We start from the raw sequence: 17925 nt of genomic DNA, 5'->3' as shown, positions 1-17925 counted from the left end.
GCTGTCATACCTGTCAGGTGCCAGCGCCAGTTGGGGGCTGATACATTCCGCGCATGACTTCACCTTTGTTGCATCCGGTCCGCGGCCCGTCCCCGGACGGTTACGTGCGCCTGTGCGAAACCGCACTGGCCACGCTCGTGCTCGACCATGTCGCGAGCGGCCTCGATGCATCGCTGCTCGCCGAACTGCGCGACAGCGCGATTGATGCACGCCTGGCCGGCTACACCGAATGGCATCGCCCGGCCAGTGCCGGCGTCGCATACCTGACGCTCGGCTGGGACTGGTATCTCGAACGCGCAACGGGCACGTTCGTGATCGCGGGCGACGACATCCGCAGCAACATCATGGTCGTCGACGCTGCGGGCGCCGACCTCGGCATGGCCCGCACCGCCGCCACGCTTGCCGCGCGGCTCGCAGGCGTCGACTGGGCCGCCGCGGTCGCCTCGGCGTTGCTCGGCCGCAACGATGCCTATCATGCCGGTCCGACGCTCCAGTGACAACCGGTCGCGCATTCCTCTGATGTTTCCGCACGACTGGCGCTCTTTATAAGCAAAAGCGGCCGGCATTTCAATCCCGTTGAGCAAGAAACCGGTGCCACCGGAAAAACCGTGTCGGCCCACCCTCACCCTGTAAGAGTTACCAGTTACCGCCCCCTCGGGACGCGCGCTGTAATGCGGGCATACCAAAGTACAGATCCGAGGACACCCATGCGGACCTTCGTTCACGATGAAGGGCGGTTGCCACACGAACTTGCAGCGGATCTAGGGCGCTATCGGCGCCATGTGTTCGTCGAACAGCTCGGTTGGGCGCTCCCGTCGGCGAACGAAAGTTTCGAGCGCGACCAGTTCGATCGCGACGATACCGTCTACGTGTTCGCGAGGAACGCCGGTGGCGAGATGTGCGGATGCGCCCGTCTGTTGCCGACCACCCGCCCGTATCTGCTGAAGTCGCTGTTTGCCGACCTGATCGCCGAAGACGTCCCGCTGCCGCAATCGGCGGCCGTCTGGGAGCTGTCGCGGTTCGCGGCGACGGGCGATGAAGGCGGTGCGGGCAACGCCGAGTGGGCCGTACGCCCGATGCTCGCCGCGGTCGTCGAATGCGCGGCGCAACTGGGCGCGCGGCAGCTGATCGGCGTGACGTTCGCGAGCATGGAGCGGCTGTTCCGCCGGATCGGCGTGCACGCGCACCGCGCAGGCCCGCCGAAACAGGTGGACGGTCGTCTGGTCGTCGCGTGCTGGATCGACATTGATCCGCAAACGTTTGCTGCACTTGGAATCGAGCCGGGAGAAACTGCCCGGCAAGCCATCGCCGCCTGAGCCGGAACGCGCGTAGTCCGTCCGGGCGGCATCGTAACGAAGGAGAATCACCGTGGACCAGTCTCAGGTCTTTCGCGCGATGATGCCCGGGTTGACGAGCGCCAGCGGCGCCCGCATCGCGGTTGCGTACCCGTCATTTCCGCGGCCGCTGCCGCTCGTGCGGCTCGATCGCCGCGGGCTCGTGTTCCGTGCGGCCGGCGCCGCGCCGCTCGTCTGCGGGCTGCCGCGCGCCGCCACGCTGCTGGCCGCCGACGCACCGCTCTGCTCGCTGCGCCTCGTGATTCGCGACGTCGCCGCTGTCGGCGACGGCCGGCACGACCTGACGATGCAGCCGTCCGGCGCCGCCGGCGACGAGCTGCTGTGGCACGCGCTGCGCGAGCGCGAACCGTATCGGCAGATCCGGCAGCCGCTCGCACCCGTCGATGCGGCCGACGTGCCGAACGGCGAGCCATCGGCTGGCGGCGACGCCACCGCGCGTCCGTCGCGCAGCGCGGCATTCCGGTTGCGGTGCCACAGCGATGCGCTGTTCTTCGCCGACTGGCTCGAATATCACTTCGACGAGCTGCGCGCGCTGTCGCAGCGACACGGGCCGCAACTGCAGCTCAACCAGCTTCAGCGAAAAGTGTCCGACGACGAGGTCGGCGTGCGTTTCGTCTACGACATCGACGGACACGCGACGCGACACGTCCTGACCGACTGCGCGCGCGACGCCTGTACATGGATCGAGACCGAAATGCGCAACAAGTACGCCGTGCCGGTCGCGCAGGAACGATTCGGTGCATTTCCCGCGCATGCATGGGCGGGCGGCATGTGAGGTGCGACGGCGACCGTGCCGCCGGGTGACGGCCGCCGGACGGGATGCAAACCGGCTCCGGCAGCAGCCCCCTGCCGAGCGCCGGCAATGTCCGCACGACAAGCCGGTTCGCCGTTATCGGGAAGACGCCGCAGCGCTGCGTTGCACAATTACAACTAGGGCTTGCCATCCCTCGGGTTTTCCCTTAAAGTTGCGTCTGTCTCCTCCATGTCTCCAAACATGGATTCAGCCCGCTCCAGTAGCGGGCTTTTTCTTGCCCGCGATAATTTATCGGGGCCGCATCACCGCTCTATCCGCCCGCGGCGTATACCTTTGCCAGCGCTGGCCAGTAGTAGAGGAAGGCAAACAGCAGCGCGAGCACCACGATCAATACCAGCAGCAGATACGACCAGGAAGGTCCGACACGCCGCTCGCATCGCCCGTCAGCGCCATCAGCGCGACGACTGCCAGCCCCGCTAACACCAGCGTCCCCTTCGCGACCCAGCCAAACGCGACTTCCGGCGCAGCCATCCAGCGAGACTGACGATAAGGTCCGGCAACCGGCCGGCGCAGGTCGGGCTTACGCATCGTGTTCGCAGCGGATCCGGCATGCATGCGGCGCATCGCACCGGACCGCCGGCAACAGCCATAAACGGAACAAAGGCGACTCCGTCATCACGCTTGCCATATCGACTCGCGACAGGCGGAACGCCACCATTGCGCCCGCACACGAGCCGCCGATCGCGCTGTACAGCGCCCATATCCGGAAACTGTCGAAGCACGTGGCATCGCGCACGATCGCAATGGAGACGATTGTCTGATGGTGGTGGTTTCCCAAAAACGCGTTCAACGGGCGCGACAATATCAATACGATTGCGATAGCCGCACGCGCGGACGCTTGCACAAGCGACACACTCACGACTTATCATCGCCGGAACCGCCACGCACGCCCAAGGCCCTCATGCACGCCCACCTGCGCATTGCCCGCCCCGTCGTCGACCTGGCCCGAACCGAGCGCATGTACTGCGACGCGTTCGAATTGTCGGTGCTCGCGCGCTTCGACGATCACGACGGCTTCTCCGGCGTGATGCTCGGCCGTGAAGGCCTCGACTACCACTTCGAATTCACGCACTGTCCGGCACATCCGGTTGCGCCGTCGCCGACGCCGGAAGACCTGATCGTCTTCTACTTGCCCGCCCCTCACGCATGGGAAGCCGCCTGTGTGCGCGCAGCCGCGCACGGCTTCATGCGCGTGACGTCGTTCAATCCGTATTGGGATGCATCAGGACAGACGTTCGAGGACGCCGACGGCTACCGGATCGTCCTGCAGAACGCCGGATGGCCTTGAGAAACGGCCCACGCGACGCAACACTTCGCGCCAGCCGGCTACGCGCCGGTTATGCCCCCCGACAATCGGATGCAGACGCCCGCGCAACATAAACGACGTGCGGCCGCAGCACATGCCCCTCGGGCAACACCGGATGGTCGAAGTCGCGCACCGGTTGCCGCACCATGCCGATTCGCTGCATCACGCGTTGCGATCGCAGATTGCGTTGCGCGGTCCACGCGAAAATGTCGGCGAGCCCGATTCGCTCGAACCCGTCGGCCAACACCGCGGCAGCCGCCTCGGCGATGTAACCGTGCCCCCACGCGGCACGAGCCTGCCGCCACGCTATCTCGACACAGGGCGCCATCGGATGCGTCTCGCGCACCTCGCGCACCTCGCGCGACAGTCCGCATAACGCGATCAGCGCGCGGTCGGTCTTGCGCTCGACGGCCCATTGACCGAAACCGTGTTCGTCGAAATGCGCTTCGAAACACTCGATGCCGGCGCGCGCCTCGTCAACGCTCATCGGGCCGCGTGCCAACCACGCGGTAACGTCGGGATCCGCATGGATCGCCGCAAACGGCGCTGCGTCGTCCGGCCGCCACCGACGCAACCTCAGCCGGGCGGTCTCGATTTCCCAAGATGCGTTCATGCCTGTCGATCCCTCGTCGCCGTGCCGGCTCCTGCGCCGCTCCGCACGACGATTCGGCCTTGTTCAGTCCGGCCTGCAGCACGTCACGCGACGCACGCTCGCGCTGCAGAAACGGCTCGATGATGGCAATGAAACGCTCGAATGTCACGGGGCGGGTAATTCTTAACCCGCATCTAAAAGCGAATACGCTCTCCCGCGCCTATCCTCGCGTCCAGATCGGCCGTCGCCAACAAACGGGCCGAACGCGACGGGGCATGCTGTCCGGTGAAGGTGTTCCGCACGAATTGCCACGCCGTCAGCCAGCATGTGCGCCACCCCGTACGCAACTGCGCGCACCACGCCCGCCGGGCGGCGTGCCCGATGCGCCCGGTCAGCGGATCGACATGAAGCGCGAACACAAGCAGTGCCGCATTCGCACAGACCAGCCCCGTCAGCAGGAGGACCATGATCGCGTTCCGCGCATCGCTGCGTCTCTCGTCGTCAGGGGCCGGACTTGACCGCCCCGTTGTCGGCATCCGGGTTGGGCATCAACCTCAGACGCACACGCAGCGGCTGGCGCATGTCAGGCGGCGGCGGCTCCGTCAGCGGGCCGGCCTTGGTCAATAGTTGCCGTAGCGCGGCATCGGCGTTCGCATCGCCGAGCGTGTCGAACTCGACACGCGTGACTGCGCCGGTCGCGCCGATCCATGCGCGAACGACGATCGCCGGCGGCGGTGCGTCGGCCGTCGCGTGTACCACGCGATCCTCGAGATACGCGTGCAGCGCGTCGGCCGCCGGCCCGTCGCCTTCGAGCCATCCCTGGAACTGCCGGCCGACCAGCTGTGCATAGCTGATCCAGGTCTGCGGCACGTCGGCCGTCTGCGCACGAGCCGGCATGCCCGTCACGAGCGCCCAGGCGACGACGAACGCCGCTACCGGTCCGGATACGCGATACCACTGGTTTCGCTGCATGACGATTCCTGTTGACTCATAGTCCCGGCGTTGCGCGATGCGCCGCCGCTTCAACGACCCTGTCCTGCCGTCCGCCGCCCCGCGTTCAACCCGGTTCGACCGGCACATACAGCCGTGCACCGCCGCGCTGCACGAGCAGCGCGATCGTGCCGCGCGCCCGGTCGATTTCCTCCGCCAGCCCTCCGGCGCTCGCAACCGGCGTGCCGTTGACCGACAACACCACATCGCCGGCCATCAACCCCGCACGGGCGGCCTCGCCACTGGCCTGCTCGATCACGAGCGCCTGGCTCGCGCCGAGTTGGCGCCGCTCCTGCTCGTTGGCCGCACGCAGCACGAGCCCGATACGCGCGAGCGCCGGCGAATTGCCGCCCGTTCCGGTGCCGCTGTCGAATGCGCCGATCGTCGCCTGCATGTGCATCGCCCGTCCCGCGCGCCACACGAGCAGATCCACCGTGCGCCCCGGCCGCATGCCGGCGACGGTGCCGAGCAGGTCGGCCGAATCCGTGACCGCATTGCCGTCGATCGCCCGCACGACGTCGCCGGCCTGCAGCCCGGCCACCGCGCCGGGGCCGCGCGGCTCGACCTGCGTGACCACCGCGCCGTCCGGATCGGGCAGCCCGAACGAGCGCGCCAGTGCCTGGCCGACTTCCTGCACGGCGACGCCGAGGCGGCCGCGCGTCACCTTGCCGGTCCGCAGCAACTGGTCCTTCACGTCGAGCGCCAGATCGATCGGAATCGCGAACGCGAGCCCCTGATAACCGCCGGTCTTCGAATAGATCATCGAATTGATCGCGATCACGCGACCGTTCAGGTCGAACAGCGGGCCGCCCGAATTGCCGGGATTGATCGGGACGTCGGTCTGGATGAAAGGGATATAGCTCTCGCCCGGCAACGATCGCGCCTTCGCGCTGACGATGCCCTGCGTGACCGTGTTCGCGAATCCGTAAGGCGAGCCGATCGCCATCACCCAGTCGCCGACCTCGGTGCGGGCCGGATCGCCGGTCACGACCGTCGGCAGGTTGCGTGCGTCGATCCGGATCACCGCAACATCGGATACGGGATCGCTGCCGATCACCTTGCCCTTGAACTGCCGCTTGTCGGTCAGCTTCACGTCGACCGTCGCCGCGTCGCCGACCACGTGCCGGTTGGTCAGGATGATGCCGTCCGCGCCGACGATGAAGCCCGAGCCGAGGCTGACCTCCTCGCGATTGCCGATCACGCGGCGCGCGAAGAACGGTGCGAGCGGATTGTCCGGCGTGATGCCCGGCGGCAGCCGGATACCCATCTGCGTGACCTCGCGCGTGACGCTGATGTTGACGACCGCCGCGCCATACCGCTTCACGAGCACGGCGAAGTTCGGCAGCGTCACCGTGCTCGCGGCCATCGCCGCTGCGGGCCCGGGCTTGTCGGCAGCCGACGCCGGCGCGACCGTCGACAGCGCGGCCAGTAGCGCGAGCGCCGCGGCAGTTCGCTTGCAGAGTTCCGGATTCACCGTCGTCTTCCCCCTTCGTTCGCGCGGCCACGACCGCGGTGTCGCGCGCCACGCGCGTTCATTTCGGCGGCACGGCGACGGGCGTTGCGGGACGCTGTGGCGTGACCGACTTGCCCCAGTTCGCGCCGAAGCGGTTCTGCTCGGTCGACAGGTTGAAGGTGCCGAGCCGGTTCGACGGCGCCGTGGCGAGACCTTCCGCCGCCGTCTGCGACGCACCGGCCTCCGGTGTCGGCGACGGCTTCAGTTGCGCGCTCAGGCAGTCGTACGACAGCGCGCGCTTGCCGTCCACCTCGGCATCGACGCAGACCGGCCGCGTCGGTGCCGCCGCCGGGTTGCCGGCGGCCGGCGGCCGGCCCTGTGCATGCGCGACGCCCGCCAGCAACAGGCACGCGAACGCCACGCACGTGTTCCGCTGTCCGGTCATGTCACCCTCCGTATGCGTGAGCCGCCGCGCTTCAGCGGCCGCGTAAAGTCCCGTCCTGCCCCGGCTCGCGCGCGACGAAACGCGCGAATGCCGCATGGTCGGACCGCGTGATCTCCGCGCTCGGCGCGGCATCGTGCTGCGTCCACGCGTCGCGCATGCCGCCGATCGGCTGCCAGGCCTGCACCTGCGCGCCGGTCGGAAACAGCGTCGCACGCGTGCCGCGATAGTCGACGCGGAAGAAGCGCGGCGCGTCCGCGCCCGCCGTCCACAGATCGCCGACGTCGCGCATGCTCGCCTCGAACCAGAATCGCACCCAGCGCACCGCGTCGTCAGCCGGCTCCGGATCGTCGGGCGCGCGTTCGTCCGGCACCCGCATGAAACCGGCCAGCGCGAGCAGGACGGCCGCGAGGTCGTCGTCGCGCAACGCCGGATACGACCACAGGTCCTGTACGTCCGCGCATGCGAGCACGGTCGTGAACCGGCCGATCGTGAACGCCGGCCACACGCGCCGCACGAGCGCGTAATGCCGCGCCCACTGTTCGACGAAGCGCGCGCGATGGCGGGCCGCGACGCGCACGTCGCGCAGGCCGCGCACCGCGAGTTCGTCGGGCTGGCACTGCCGGGTCGTCAGCACGCAGCGCGCGGCGACGCGCGCGCTGCGGTGACGCGCATGGCCCGGCATGCCGGGCACCGGCTCGAGCGCCCCCGCACAAAGCGGACAATGCGGCGGCATCCCGCCGCGCCCGACCGGAAACGCGTCGATCTCGGCCGGGCTGGTGCGCGCCGGCCCGGCTGTCGCGGGGCCGGGTGCATGCACATCGGCCCCGTCGCCGTCCGGCACGGAACTCGTCAGGATCATGGCGGAGCCTATTGCGCGGTCGCGAGCGCCTTCTTCAGCGCGTCTTCGTTGATCGGCGCGTTGCCGCCCAGCTTCGCGAGATACGCCTGCACGCCCTGCTGCGTGCGCTGCGCGCGCAGCATCGCGCGCACGCGCTCCTTCACGTCCGCGAGCGGGCGCGGCGCGGCGGCGCGCACGTCGATCAGCTTCACCACATGAAAGCCGGTCGGCGTCTGGATCGGCGCGGACACCTGGCCCGGCTTGAGCGCATCGGCCGCCTGCCGCACGGCCGGCACCAGCATCGGTTCGGGCACGAAGCCCATGTCGCCGCCGTTGGCGGCGCTCGCCTTGTCCTGCGAATTCGCTTTCGCGAGCGCGGCGAAATCGCCGTTGCGTGCGCGGCTCGCGAGATCGGCGGCCTGCTTGCGGGCCTTGTCGACGGTCGCGGCGTCCGCGTTCGACGCAACGGCGATATAGATCTGCGCGACGTGCAGCGCGCGCGGCGCGGTGAACGCGGCGCGGTTCTGGTCGTACACGGTCTGGATCTCCGCGTCGGACGGGTAGTCGGCCGGCGGTGCGTTGACCGACGCGAGGTAGCTGCGCACGATGATGTCGCGTCGCGCCTGCTCGACAGCCGTCTGCACGTCGGCCTGCTTGTCCCAGCCCTTCGCCTTCGCTTCGGCGAGCACGGCCTTCTGCGCCAGCGTCGCGCGCACGACCTGATCCATTGCGGCAGGATCGGCCGCGAGACGCGTGCGCCCTTCGTCGCCGAGCGACTTCAACAGCGTCGTGATATCGGACTGCGTCACCGACGCCTGCGCCGCATTCGCGATCACGTCGTCCTGCGCGGCCGCGACGAGTGGCATGCTCAGCATCAGGCTGCCCACGATCATTGCAAGATTCTTCACCGTCTTTCCCGTTCCTGTCTGATTGCTGCCTTCGATCCCGGACCTCGTGCGATGCACGACGCCCGCCTTCATTTACGGCGCGCGCGCGACGAGCACGCGCACCACCACCGGCTGCGTCATCCCGGACGGCGGCGCAACGCCCACCGCCCGAGCGACCAGCGCCGCACTCAGGTCGGTCGCGAATGCCGGACCGAATCCGGGTGTGCTCTCGACCCGCTCGATCGCGCCGTTGCCGTCGAGCCACGCCTTCAGCCGCAGCGCGCACGGCGGCATGCCGTCTTCCCTGTCGCGCGTCGCCTCGTGTTCCAGATGCGTGCGCACGCGGCTGGCGGCCGCGTCGGCGCCGTCGTCGAGCGCGACCGTCAACTGCTGCGCGACGCGCGTCGCATAGTCGATCCACGCGGTCGGCGCATCGTCGGCATCGACGACCTGCGCGGACCGCGGCTGCGAGACGCCCTTCCACAGCGCCCGCAGCGTCGCGCCGATCCGCGCGAACCCGTTCATCGTCCGGCCGCCTCCGTCCGTTCGGCGCGTGCGTCACCGGTCGCATCGACGTCGGCAGCATCGCCGTCGCCCTGCGGGCCGGCCGCCGCCGTGCGCGCAGCGGCTTCCTGTTCGGCCAGCGCCGGCCGGTTACGCAGGTGCAGCAGAAATTCCTGCACCATGCGGTCCCACAGCTCGATCGTCGAGCGGACGTAACGCGTCGACACGCCGCCGGCAACGATCACGTCCATTTCGAGCGCAAGGAACGGCCCGTGACTCGCGAGTCGCGCGAAGCGCTTGGTGCGGTTCCAGTCGGCGACCAGTTGCGCGGGCAGATCGCCCTGCACCTGCAGCACGCAGCCGAGCGTGTAGTCGAGGTAGCGCGCGTCGGCGGCGTCCTGCCCGACAGCCGCCGGCACCGCGTTGCCGAAGCGCACGGCGAAGCCGACGCCCTGGCTCGCGCTCATCAGTTGCACCGCGCCGTTCTGCTCGGTGGCCGTCACGCGGTAGCCGGCGGCGCGAAACACGTCCGCGAGCTGCTCGATGCCGACCGCCTCGAGCAGCGCATCCGTTGCCGGGCGCTCGCCCGACGCTTCCATTCTGTTGTCCTGCATGGTTCGGTTCCTTTTTTCAACGAGTCGATCGGATCGTTCGGCGCGTGCGCCGTCCGTCAGGGGGCGCCTGCCGGTGCGGCCGCCGCGGCAGGCGCGGACGCATTCGCGGCGACCGCCGGGCGCGCGGCCGGGTCGTACTTGCCCGCATACAGCGCGTCGCCGTAGCGCTGCGCGAGATCGTCGTACCTCACGCGCGCCGCGTTCGCGAACGGCTGCCGCGACGCGAAGAGCGTGCCGATGCCGACATGCTCGTACGCGTCGAGAATGTCGTGACCGACGCGGTACAGTTCGGCATTGTGGGCCTGGCAGGTTTTCAGCTGCGTGTCACGCGCGCTGATTTCGCCCTGCAATTGCGTGTGCTGCGCGTCGCGCGAACGCGACACCGTCAGCAGATCCTCGTACGACGCCTTGTACTTCGCGAGCGCCTGCGCATCCTGTTCCCGCGCGGAGCGCTCCTGTGCAAGCGCGCGCCGCGCGGCCGCTTCGGCACCCGAATCGCCTTTCGCCGCCGCGAGCTGAGCCTGCGCGGTCTTCAACTGCGCGAGCGCGGCGTCGCGCTGCTGCTCGGCGGCCGTCTTTTCCGCCTGGAGCTGCGACTGCGTGTCCTGCAACTGCCGCAGCTCCTGCACGGTCGAGCGCAACTGGCCGCGCAGCTTGTCCTCGATGCTCTGCGCGGCGGCAGGGCCGGCGGCAGACAGCAGCGCGCCGGCGAAGGACGCCGCGAGCAGCGCGTGTTGAGCAGTATTCATCGGGCACTCCATCAGAAGCGAGCGTTGAGCTCGAGCTGCAGCACGTCGATCGAGACCGGCGGCCCGTACACTTCCTTCGAGCTCAGGTAGCGGGCCGACACCCACGTGTCGCGCGCGACCGCATACGCGGCGCCGAGCACGTAGCCGCGCGCGTTGGTGCCGCCAAGATGGAAGTCCGGATCGTTGAATGCGTCGAGCACGGCGTCCGGCTGCAGGTACTTGTACGCAACCGAGAAATTCCACTGGCCCTTCTCGCGCAGCTCCGGCTCGCCGATCGTCGCCTTCGCGAGGAAACCGTTCGGGCCGCTGCGATAATCGGCACGCGTCGCGTTGATCGACGTCGATTCGTAGTTGTTGACCGGCAGCGACGCGGCCGCGAACGCCTTGTTGTCGTTGTATGCGAGGTTGCGCACGTACTCGCCGTCGAGCCTCAGCTTGAAGCGGTCGGCGACGACGGTGTCCCACTGCGCCTTCAGGTCGAGCAGCCGGTAGTTGTACGCGAGCCCGAACAGTTGCGGCTGCGGCGTCATCCCCGGCGCGAGCTGCGGGTTCTGCACGATGTTGCGCAGCGCGATCAGCGTGTTGCCGCCCTGCATGAAGGTGGGCGCCTCGTTGTCGGTGCTGCAGCTCGTCGGGCCCTGCCCCAGCGCGCACGGTGACGACAGCGTGCCGCGCATGTTCTGGAAGTCGTAGTACGCGACCGCGCCCTTCAGGCGGTTCTTCGCGTCGATCTTCCACTCCGCGCCGAACTGCGCGCCGAACATCCACTTCGTGTCGCTGCCGGCCTTGTCGGTGCTGTTGGACGGGAAGTTCTCGCTCGTGTACTGGATCGGGAACACGCCGAGCGTGCCGAACAGCGTGACGTCCGGATTCCACGGCAGCGCATGGCGCAGGTTCGCGGCGAGTCCGTCCATCATCAGGTCGTCGGCAAACACCAGGTCGGACTTGAAGAACGGATTGTCGAAGCGGCCGGCCGTCAGGTTCAGCCACGGCGACGCCCGGTACGCGAAGAACGCCTTGTTCAGCCAGATGTTCTTCTTGCCCCAGCCGCCGCCGGCCGTGCCCGTGGTGGAAACCGGGCCGTTGTCGTTGCCGCTCGCGAGCTGGAGGCCGGCGATCATGTCGTCGGACAGCGTCGCCGTCACGCCGAGCCGCGCACGGTAGCGCAGCAGGTTGTTGCGGTTCTGCGTGGTGTTCTGGGTCGGGAGCTGTGTCAGGTTGGTATTCGAGTTCACGTCGAACCCGCCACCCTGGTTGATCGCCGCGAAATTCGTCACGCCGTTCGTGTTGCGGCTGCCGTAGAAGTGATATTCGTCGCGCACGCGCATGTCGCCGTCGATCTTGATGCGCGACACCCAGTCGGGGAACGTGTTCGGCTGCGCCCAGTTCTCGGACTTCGCCTGCGCGATCACTTCCTGCTTCACCTGGTCGCGGATCTGGTCGCGCACCACCTGCGGCACGTACGGCACCGACACGTCGCCCGGCTGCGTCGGCGCGTTGACGACCGCGGCGCCGCCCACCGCGCCAGGCGCGCGTGCCGTCCTCGCCTGCACGGCTTCCGTGCGCGCTTCGCTGATCAGCTCGCTCGCGCTCTGCTGCGTGAGCACGCCGCGCTTGACCAGCAGGTTGATCAGGTTGACCACCACGCTCTCGGTCGGCGCGGCCTTGCCGGTCGCCGCCTGCGTCTCGAGCGACTGCGCATGGCTCGCGGACGCGCACGTCAGCCCGAGCGTCAGCGCCGCCGCGCCGACGCGCGACAGTCGATGGGGCGTCGCCCCGCTGCGGGGAACCCCACCCCGTCCGTTCATCTTTTGCATCATCAAAGCACTCCGAACAATGACTGTTCTTCTTCCGGCAGCGTCCGAGCGTCGGACCTGCCCCATGACGTGTTCGCCGCGCGCCGTCAGGCGGGCTTGCGGCCCTGCAACCTGACGAGCACCGGATACGCGGTCGCGGGCGGCGGCGCCTCGTCGACCCTGCCGAGCGACTCGACCGCCGCGATCACGGCCGCGTCGATCTTCGCGTCGCCGGTCGACTGCGCGATCGTGACCTTCGTGATATGCCCCGACGGATCCATCCACAGGTTCAGGCTGCCCGCGAAACGCGCACCGCCCGCGTCCTGCACGCCCTTGTCCTGCTCGATCGCGCGCTGCAGCACGTAGACCATGTATTGCGCGTAGCTCGCGTTGCCGAACCGGCCACCGCCGCCGCTGCCGACCATTCCCGAGCCATCGCCCGCGCCGATGTTGAAGCTGTCCGTGCCGGCCTGCGCGGGCGCGTTCATCGTCATCTGCTTCGGCTGGTTGTCCGACGGCTTCGGCGCCTCGGACGGCTTCGGCGCGACGGTCGGCTTGTCGACCGGCGTCTTCACCTCCTCCTTCACCTTCTCGGGCGGCGGCTTCTGTTTCGGCGGCGGCGGTGGCGGCGGCAGCGGAATCACCGTCGTCACCTGCGGTGCGCTCGCGCGCTTCACGCCCGCGGTATCGCTCGCGAAATGCCAGATCAGCGCCGCGATCGCCGCGAGCACGAGCGCAATCACGACCGGCTTCACGTAGCGGCCCGGGCCCTTGTCAGGCGAGCCGCCGTTGTAGGTCATTTCCATCGCCGTTCCTAGCCGCCCTGTTTCGACTTGCCGGTCACGAGCCCGACCTGCGACAGGTCGAGACGCCGCAGCAGGTCGAGCACGTCCATCACGCGCTGGTACTGCACCGCCGCGTCGCCTTTCAGCACGATCGGGAACTCGGGGCTGGTCGCCTTCTCGGTACGCAACCGGCTTTCGAGCTCGTCCATCGTGACCGGATACGCGTCGAGGAAGATCTGCCCCGAATCCGCGACCGTAATCGCCTTGGTCTTCGGCTTCGCGAGACTCGCGGACGAGCTCGCCTTAGGCAGATCGACCTTGATGCCCTGCACCGACGCGGTCGTCATGATGATGAAGATGATCAGCAGCACGTACGCGAGGTCGAGCATCGGCGTGATGTTGATGTCGTCGTACGGCTTGTCGTCGTCCTGAACCTGCATGGTGGTCTCCTGCGTGCGTTCAGTCGGCCAGCACCGCGTGATCCGGCGTGCGGTGCGCTTCGGCGAGGCGCGTGACGAATTCGTCGACGAACACCTGCATGTTCGCGGTCACGTTTTTGTTGCGGATCAGCAGATAGTTGTAGCCAAACAGCGCGGGAATCGCGACGAACAGGCCCGTGACGGTCGCCAGCAGCGCGGCCGCGATACCCGGTGCGATCGCGTTCACGTTCACGTCGCCGGCCGCGGCGATCGCCGCGAACGTGATCATCACGCCGACCACCGTACCGAGCAGGCCGAGAAACGGGCCGCCCGAGATCGCGATCGTCAGCAGTACCATCGACTTGGAAAGCCGCTGGTTCTCGCGCACGAGCGTGGCGTCCATCGACGCGCGGATCGCCTCGATCGACTCGCTCGTGATCACCGTGCGGCCGTTGCCGTCCATCCGGCTGTGGATTTCATGCACGCCGGCCTTGTAGAGCCGGTACAGCGACGACTGGTACAAGCGGCGCCCTTCGGTGCTCGCCTCCTCGACGTGCGCGAGGCCGACCAGGTGGCGCCCCGCCACTTCGCGAAAGCGCTGCACGAAATACTGGTTCGCCTTGTCGACGGTGCCGACATAGCGCGCCTTCGTCCACATCACGACCCACGACACGACCGCCATGCCGAGCAGGATCGCGATCACGACCCACGCATCGACCGTCACCGACTGCACGATCACGCCGAAGTAGCCGAAACCGAAGCCCGACTGCTTCTCGTCGTTGCCGTACGCGACGAGCTTCGATTCGGAGCCCTGCGCGAGCGTGTCGACCGCGATCGCGAGCGGCGAGCGCGCGATCTTCGACAGTCGCAGTTCGTCGATCGCGCCCGTATAACCGGCGAAGCCGGCCGGCGCGCCGGCGACGTCGGCGCCGACCGCCGCCGCGCCCGTCAGCGCCGGCAGCGTCGCGGCCACTTGCGCGACCTGCTTGCCGTTCGCATAGACGGTCAGGTTCTTGCCGTCGGCCGTCACCGCGAGATAGGTCCACTGGTTCGCCACGACCGGTGTCGTGCCGGGTGCGCGCACCGGTGCCGCGCCGCCGTCGATTTCCGCGAACGGCACGCCGTTGTCGAGACCGATCAGCAGCGCATTCGCGCCGTCACGGCGGCTGTAGAGCAGCGCGTTCGGTGCGAGCGCCGAAGGTTTCACCCACGCGCTGAACGTGAAGCTGCCGCCTGCCGCGACGTTCAGCGACGGGCTGGCCGGCAGCGTCAGCGCGCTGCTGCCGTCGAACTGCGCACCCTTGCCGACGATGCCGTCCTCGACGGTCTTGAACGGCGCGTTTTGCGCGTTGTTGCCGTATGCGGTCGCGTCCTTCGGCGGCACGCCCGACGCACCGTTGAAGTGATAGACGAGCGTGTAGTCCGCATCGAAGGTCTCGGCCGGCTTGCCGCCGTCCGGCGCTTTCTTGTTGCCGTAGTACATCCAGATCGATTGCGCGGTACCGGCCGGCATCTGCGGAATGTCGACCCAGATCAGCGCGACGCCCAGCATCGCGTCGTACTGCTCGATGTGGTAATTGAGCGGGGTCTTGTCGTCGGCCGCGACGAAGCGGATATCCGCGCCGTTGTCGGCGACGCCGTCGAACTGGAAGTTGCCCGAATGCAGGCGAATGAGCAGCGGCACGCGGCCGGCCGATTCCGTCAGGTTCGCGCCCTTCGGTCCGGCATCGATCGTGATGGCCTTCCGGTACGACCAGTCGTTCTGCCACCACGCGTTCGCAATGCCGGGCAGCACGCCCAGCATCACCGCCATCAGTAAAAACAAGACTCGCTTCACGATCCACTCCCGGTATGAACGATCCCGGCGCTCGGCGCGGGACCCGTCCGATCAAAAATCCGTCAGGTCAGAACCCCAGCCGCACGTAGAAATCGAACCTGGGGCTGTATTGCTTCGTATAGACGCCGGCCTTCAGCGGCCAACCCGCCTCGAAGTCCGCACTCGCATACTTGAACAGCTGCAGCCGCGTGCCGACGCCGACGCTCAGCAGGTTGAAGCTCGACGTTTGCTCCGGCAGCGGGCTCAGCAGCCACAGATGCGCGGCATCGACGAACGCATGGAAGCGCCATTCGTTCACGCGGCCGCCGAGATATTTCGCGAGCGACGGGCTTCTCACTTCGAGCGAGCCGATCACGCCGCTGTCGGCCGTGTCTTCGGCCTGCATGTAGCCGCGCACGCTGTTCATCCCGCCGGCGGCGAACTGCTCGCTCGACACGAGCGGCGAGTTCGAGATCTGCGCGCTCACGTGCGCGTTCGCCTGCATGTCGTTCTTGAAGCGCTGCGTGTGGTTCACGTCGAATTTCCCGTAGAGGAAATCCGGCGTGGCGTTGTAGCGCTTGTTGTCCCACGCGCCCCAGTCGCTGCCGAGCCCGCGGATGTTCGTCGTCAGCGACGCGGAGAACGACGTCTGCGACTGCTGCAGGCTCAACTGGCCGTTGTACGCAAACGTGACCGGCACGTAGGTGAGCGGCGCGGTGGACGTCTGCCCCGCGAGGCTCACGTTTTCGTCGTAGTGCTTGCGATCGATCTCGACGCTGACCGAATGCGCGTACGTGTCCGACGACGGCAGCGCATAGATCGCGGTGAAGCCGTAGGTCGTGCCCTTGCCGAGCACGTTGGTGCCGCCGACCGATGCGACGTTGCTGTCTGAATGCACGATCGTCGCGAGCAGGCTCCAGTGCGTGTCCTTCAGCGGCGCGAGATACGAGAACGAGTAGACGCGCGCGTCGGTCGGATGCTGCGGCGCCAGCACGTAGGTGCCCGATATCACGTGACCGAGCTGCCACAGGTTCGAATAGCTGACGCTTGCCGTGGTGCGCAGCGTCGACGTGCCGGGGCTGTTGTCGTTGTTCAGCTCGAGCGAGCCGTGCAGCGGGCTGTGATCGTCGACCTTCAGGTCGACGTCGACGGTCTGCGGCAGCGTGCCCGGCTTCAATACCGGAATCACCTGCCGGTCGGCCGAGCGGTTCAGGTCGGTCAACTGCTGCTGCGCCTGATTGAAATCCGGCACCGCGCCTTCCGCGAGCGCGGGCACGGCGTCGCGAATCTTCTGCGGCGAGTTGTATTGCGCGCCGTCGACACGCAAGCGGCCCACCTTGGCCTCGACGACTTGCAGCAGGATCACGCCGTTCTTCACCTGCTGCTGCGGCAGCTCGACGACGACCGACTGATAGCCGCGGTCCTGATACGCCTTTTGCAGCGCGTCGCGCGCCGCGTTCACGTCGGCGAGCGTGCGGCCCGGCCCTTCGAACGGATAGACGGCCTTCTCGATCTCGATGGACGGCAGCGTCGTGTTGCCGCGCACGATGAACTCGTTGACGTCGAACGTGCGCGGCGCGCCCTGCGCGGTTTTCGCATCGGGCGCGGCGTCCTGCGCACGCGCGCCGGACGCGAGGCTCAGCCCGCCGACCAGCGCAACGCCGGCCAGGCACCGGCGTCGTCGCCGCTGGTCGTGTGATTTACGGTCTACTCTCGGCGGCATGCGCCCTTCCCCTTGTTGTTCCGAATCCCGCTGGGCAGGCAGGCCGCCATTCGGCCTGCCCGCTATCAAAGCCCTGTTTCAGTTTGATGACTTACCATCAGTCATCCTTAATATATCGATCAAACCTTCATCCTTCACCGTGCCTGCTTCGGTCAGCGCTTCCCGTGCACTGCCGTCGCCAATTCGAGGCCGCGACCGAACGCGTCGGCCGCGAGCCGCAGCAGCGCATCGATGCACGCACCGATCGAATCGCTCGCGGTGTCCAGCACGAGCGCCGCGTTCGCCGGCGCGTCGTACGGCGCCGACACACCGGTGAATTCCGGCAGCTCGCCGCGATACGCCTTCGCATACAGGCCCTTCGGATCGCGCGCCGCGCACACTTCGACGGGCGCACTCACATGCACTTCGCGAAACACGTCGCCGATCACCACGCGGGCCTGCTCGCGCATCGCCGCACGCGGCGAGATCATCGCGACAATCACGACGAAGCCCGTTTCGGCGAACAGCGCGGCAACCTCGGCAGTGCGCCGCACGTTCTCGAACCGGTCGCGCTCCGAAAACCCGAGGTCGCGATTCATGCCATTGCGCAACCGGTCGCCGTCGAGCACCACCGCCAGCGTGCCGCGCTGGCGCAGCCGCACGACGAGCGTCTGGGCAAGCGTCGTCTTGCCGGCGCCCGGCAACCCGGTCAACCACAGCACGCCACCGCCCGTGCCCGCGAACGCCGGTGCATGCCCGCGCGTCTCCGACGGCGCCGCGTCGTCATCGGATGCCCGATCGGCAGCCCCTACCGACAAAGACGGAACCGGCAGGGATAACCCGCAAGAACGACTGTTCAT

The 17925-nt window shown here is 67.9% G+C and carries 22 protein-coding genes; 4 read left to right on the top strand and 18 right to left on the bottom strand.

The genetic code is table 11. The features are described 5' to 3' along the window. The first annotated feature begins 53 nt into the window (after positions 1-53). The 3 genes from BX604_RS16470 (at position 54) to BX604_RS16460 (ending at position 2130) form a co-directional block, all read left to right on the top strand. Positions 54-497: a DUF4902 domain-containing protein gene (locus BX604_RS16470; RefSeq protein ID WP_098551724.1), complete on the top strand. Its 444-nt coding sequence runs from the start codon at positions 54-56 to the stop codon at positions 495-497. A 210-nt stretch (positions 498-707) separates the two neighbouring features. After that, entirely contained in the window at positions 708-1316 is a 609-nt protein-coding gene (locus BX604_RS16465) for an acyl-homoserine-lactone synthase (RefSeq protein ID WP_098551723.1), read from the top strand. A gap of 52 nt (positions 1317-1368) precedes the next feature. After that, positions 1369-2130, top strand: a complete 762-nt coding sequence (locus BX604_RS16460) for a hypothetical protein (protein WP_175801802.1) — start codon at positions 1369-1371, stop codon at positions 2128-2130. A gap of 366 nt (positions 2131-2496) precedes the next feature. Here BX604_RS16460 and BX604_RS16455 read toward each other — a convergent pair whose 3' ends face one another. Then, a complete protein-coding gene (locus BX604_RS16455; RefSeq protein WP_257146343.1) occupies positions 2497-2697 on the bottom strand; it encodes a hypothetical protein in 201 nt (66 codons plus the stop codon). Continuing rightward, positions 2690-3028 (bottom strand): hypothetical protein, encoded by a 339-nt coding sequence (locus BX604_RS16450; protein ID WP_143748051.1) that lies wholly within the window; start codon positions 3026-3028, stop codon positions 2690-2692. Before BX604_RS16450 ends, BX604_RS16455 begins: the two co-directional genes overlap by 8 nt. Before the next feature lie 42 nt (positions 3029-3070). Here BX604_RS16450 and BX604_RS16445 point away from each other — a divergent pair, with 42 nt between their 5' ends. Continuing rightward, complete coding sequence (locus BX604_RS16445) at positions 3071-3457, top strand: VOC family protein (protein ID WP_098551720.1); 387 nt, start codon at positions 3071-3073, stop codon at positions 3455-3457. 49 nt (positions 3458-3506) lie between these two features. Here the strand turns inward: BX604_RS16445 and BX604_RS16440 are convergent, their stop codons facing one another. The 16 genes from BX604_RS16440 to cysC all read right to left on the bottom strand — a co-directional run bounded on the left by BX604_RS16440 (position 3507) and on the right by cysC (position 17925). After that, a complete protein-coding gene (locus BX604_RS16440; RefSeq protein WP_098551719.1) occupies positions 3507-4088 on the bottom strand; it encodes a GNAT family N-acetyltransferase in 582 nt (193 codons plus the stop codon). Between the two features lie 173 nt (positions 4089-4261). Further along, on the bottom strand, positions 4262-4534 hold the full coding sequence (locus BX604_RS16435) for a hypothetical protein (protein WP_143748050.1): 273 nt from the start codon (positions 4532-4534) through the stop codon (positions 4262-4264). 34 nt (positions 4535-4568) lie between these two features. Further along, positions 4569-5039, bottom strand: a complete 471-nt coding sequence (locus tag BX604_RS16430) for a hypothetical protein (protein ID WP_098551717.1) — start codon at positions 5037-5039, stop codon at positions 4569-4571. A gap of 85 nt (positions 5040-5124) precedes the next feature. Further along, positions 5125-6531, bottom strand: coding sequence for a Do family serine endopeptidase (locus tag BX604_RS16425; protein ID WP_257146342.1), 1407 nt, complete (start codon positions 6529-6531; stop codon positions 5125-5127). 58 nt (positions 6532-6589) lie between these two features. Next, positions 6590-6955, bottom strand: a complete 366-nt coding sequence (locus BX604_RS16420) for a hypothetical protein (RefSeq protein ID WP_257146341.1) — start codon at positions 6953-6955, stop codon at positions 6590-6592. Between the two features lie 31 nt (positions 6956-6986). Then, complete coding sequence (locus BX604_RS16415) at positions 6987-7814, bottom strand: hypothetical protein (RefSeq protein ID WP_098551716.1); 828 nt, start codon at positions 7812-7814, stop codon at positions 6987-6989. 8 nt (positions 7815-7822) lie between these two features. Continuing rightward, on the bottom strand, positions 7823-8686 hold the full coding sequence (locus BX604_RS16410) for a peptidylprolyl isomerase (protein WP_373562425.1): 864 nt from the start codon (positions 8684-8686) through the stop codon (positions 7823-7825). Positions 8687-8773: 87 nt separating this feature from the next. After that, a complete protein-coding gene (locus tag BX604_RS16405) occupies positions 8774-9205 on the bottom strand; it encodes a hypothetical protein (protein ID WP_098551714.1) in 432 nt (143 codons plus the stop codon). Beyond that, entirely contained in the window at positions 9202-9798 is a 597-nt protein-coding gene (locus tag BX604_RS16400) for a YbjN domain-containing protein (protein WP_098551713.1), read from the bottom strand. Before BX604_RS16400 ends, BX604_RS16405 begins: the two co-directional genes overlap by 4 nt. Positions 9799-9854: 56 nt before the next feature. Further along, positions 9855-10547, bottom strand: a complete 693-nt coding sequence (locus BX604_RS16395; protein WP_098552918.1) for a hypothetical protein — start codon at positions 10545-10547, stop codon at positions 9855-9857. An 11-nt stretch (positions 10548-10558) separates the two neighbouring features. Beyond that, the gene (locus BX604_RS16390; protein WP_098551712.1) at positions 10559-12367 is read right to left on the bottom strand and encodes a putative porin; all 1809 of its coding nucleotides are present in this window, start codon (positions 12365-12367) and stop codon (positions 10559-10561) included. Positions 12368-12450: 83 nt separating this feature from the next. Further along, positions 12451-13149: an energy transducer TonB family protein gene (locus tag BX604_RS16385; RefSeq protein ID WP_098551711.1), complete on the bottom strand. Its 699-nt coding sequence runs from the start codon at positions 13147-13149 to the stop codon at positions 12451-12453. 8 nt (positions 13150-13157) lie between these two features. After that, complete coding sequence (locus BX604_RS16380; RefSeq protein WP_009687060.1) at positions 13158-13568, bottom strand: ExbD/TolR family protein; 411 nt, start codon at positions 13566-13568, stop codon at positions 13158-13160. Positions 13569-13587: 19 nt separating this feature from the next. Continuing rightward, positions 13588-15360: a DUF2341 domain-containing protein gene (locus BX604_RS16375; RefSeq protein ID WP_373562424.1), complete on the bottom strand. Its 1773-nt coding sequence runs from the start codon at positions 15358-15360 to the stop codon at positions 13588-13590. Between the two features lie 91 nt (positions 15361-15451). Continuing rightward, complete coding sequence (locus BX604_RS16370; RefSeq protein ID WP_098551709.1) at positions 15452-17086, bottom strand: ShlB/FhaC/HecB family hemolysin secretion/activation protein; 1635 nt, start codon at positions 17084-17086, stop codon at positions 15452-15454. Positions 17087-17238: 152 nt separating this feature from the next. Beyond that, a complete protein-coding gene (gene cysC, locus BX604_RS16365) occupies positions 17239-17925 on the bottom strand; it encodes an adenylyl-sulfate kinase (RefSeq protein ID WP_098551708.1) in 687 nt (228 codons plus the stop codon).

The organism is Burkholderia sp. JKS000303, assembly GCF_002563755.1.
Taxonomy (GTDB): Bacteria; Pseudomonadota; Gammaproteobacteria; order Burkholderiales; family Burkholderiaceae; genus Burkholderia; species Burkholderia anthina_B.
The sequence above is the reverse complement of the archived record's forward strand: the minus strand, read 5'-3'. Positions and strand labels throughout refer to the sequence as shown.

Coding starts and splice junctions, on each gene's coding strand:
- BX604_RS16385 (WP_098551711.1), bottom strand. CDS start 13,149: ATGGAAATGACCTACAACGGCGGCTCGCCTGACAAGGGCCCGGGCCGC.
- BX604_RS16370 (WP_098551709.1), bottom strand. CDS start 17,086: ATGCCGCCGAGAGTAGACCGTAAATCACACGACCAGCGGCGACGACGC.
- BX604_RS16395 (WP_098552918.1), bottom strand. CDS start 10,547: ATGAATACTGCTCAACACGCGCTGCTCGCGGCGTCCTTCGCCGGCGCG.
- BX604_RS16465 (WP_098551723.1), top strand. CDS start 708: ATGCGGACCTTCGTTCACGATGAAGGGCGGTTGCCACACGAACTTGCA.
- BX604_RS16415 (WP_098551716.1), bottom strand. CDS start 7,814: ATGATCCTGACGAGTTCCGTGCCGGACGGCGACGGGGCCGATGTGCAT.
- BX604_RS16400 (WP_098551713.1), bottom strand. CDS start 9,798: ATGCAGGACAACAGAATGGAAGCGTCGGGCGAGCGCCCGGCAACGGAT.
- BX604_RS16410 (WP_373562425.1), bottom strand. CDS start 8,686: ATGATCGTGGGCAGCCTGATGCTGAGCATGCCACTCGTCGCGGCCGCG.
- BX604_RS16455 (WP_257146343.1), bottom strand. CDS start 2,697: ATGCGTAAGCCCGACCTGCGCCGGCCGGTTGCCGGACCTTATCGTCAG.
- BX604_RS16435 (WP_143748050.1), bottom strand. CDS start 4,534: ATGGTCCTCCTGCTGACGGGGCTGGTCTGTGCGAATGCGGCACTGCTT.
- BX604_RS16445 (WP_098551720.1), top strand. CDS start 3,071: ATGCACGCCCACCTGCGCATTGCCCGCCCCGTCGTCGACCTGGCCCGA.
- BX604_RS16380 (WP_009687060.1), bottom strand. CDS start 13,568: ATGCAGGTTCAGGACGACGACAAGCCGTACGACGACATCAACATCACG.
- BX604_RS16390 (WP_098551712.1), bottom strand. CDS start 12,367: ATGATGCAAAAGATGAACGGACGGGGTGGGGTTCCCCGCAGCGGGGCG.
- BX604_RS16405 (WP_098551714.1), bottom strand. CDS start 9,205: ATGAACGGGTTCGCGCGGATCGGCGCGACGCTGCGGGCGCTGTGGAAG.
- BX604_RS16440 (WP_098551719.1), bottom strand. CDS start 4,088: ATGAACGCATCTTGGGAAATCGAGACCGCCCGGCTGAGGTTGCGTCGG.
- BX604_RS16420 (WP_257146341.1), bottom strand. CDS start 6,955: ATGACCGGACAGCGGAACACGTGCGTGGCGTTCGCGTGCCTGTTGCTG.
- BX604_RS16430 (WP_098551717.1), bottom strand. CDS start 5,039: ATGCAGCGAAACCAGTGGTATCGCGTATCCGGACCGGTAGCGGCGTTC.
- BX604_RS16470 (WP_098551724.1), top strand. CDS start 54: ATGACTTCACCTTTGTTGCATCCGGTCCGCGGCCCGTCCCCGGACGGT.
- BX604_RS16375 (WP_373562424.1), bottom strand. CDS start 15,360: ATGGCGGTGATGCTGGGCGTGCTGCCCGGCATTGCGAACGCGTGGTGG.
- cysC (WP_098551708.1), bottom strand. CDS start 17,925: ATGAACAGTCGTTCTTGCGGGTTATCCCTGCCGGTTCCGTCTTTGTCG.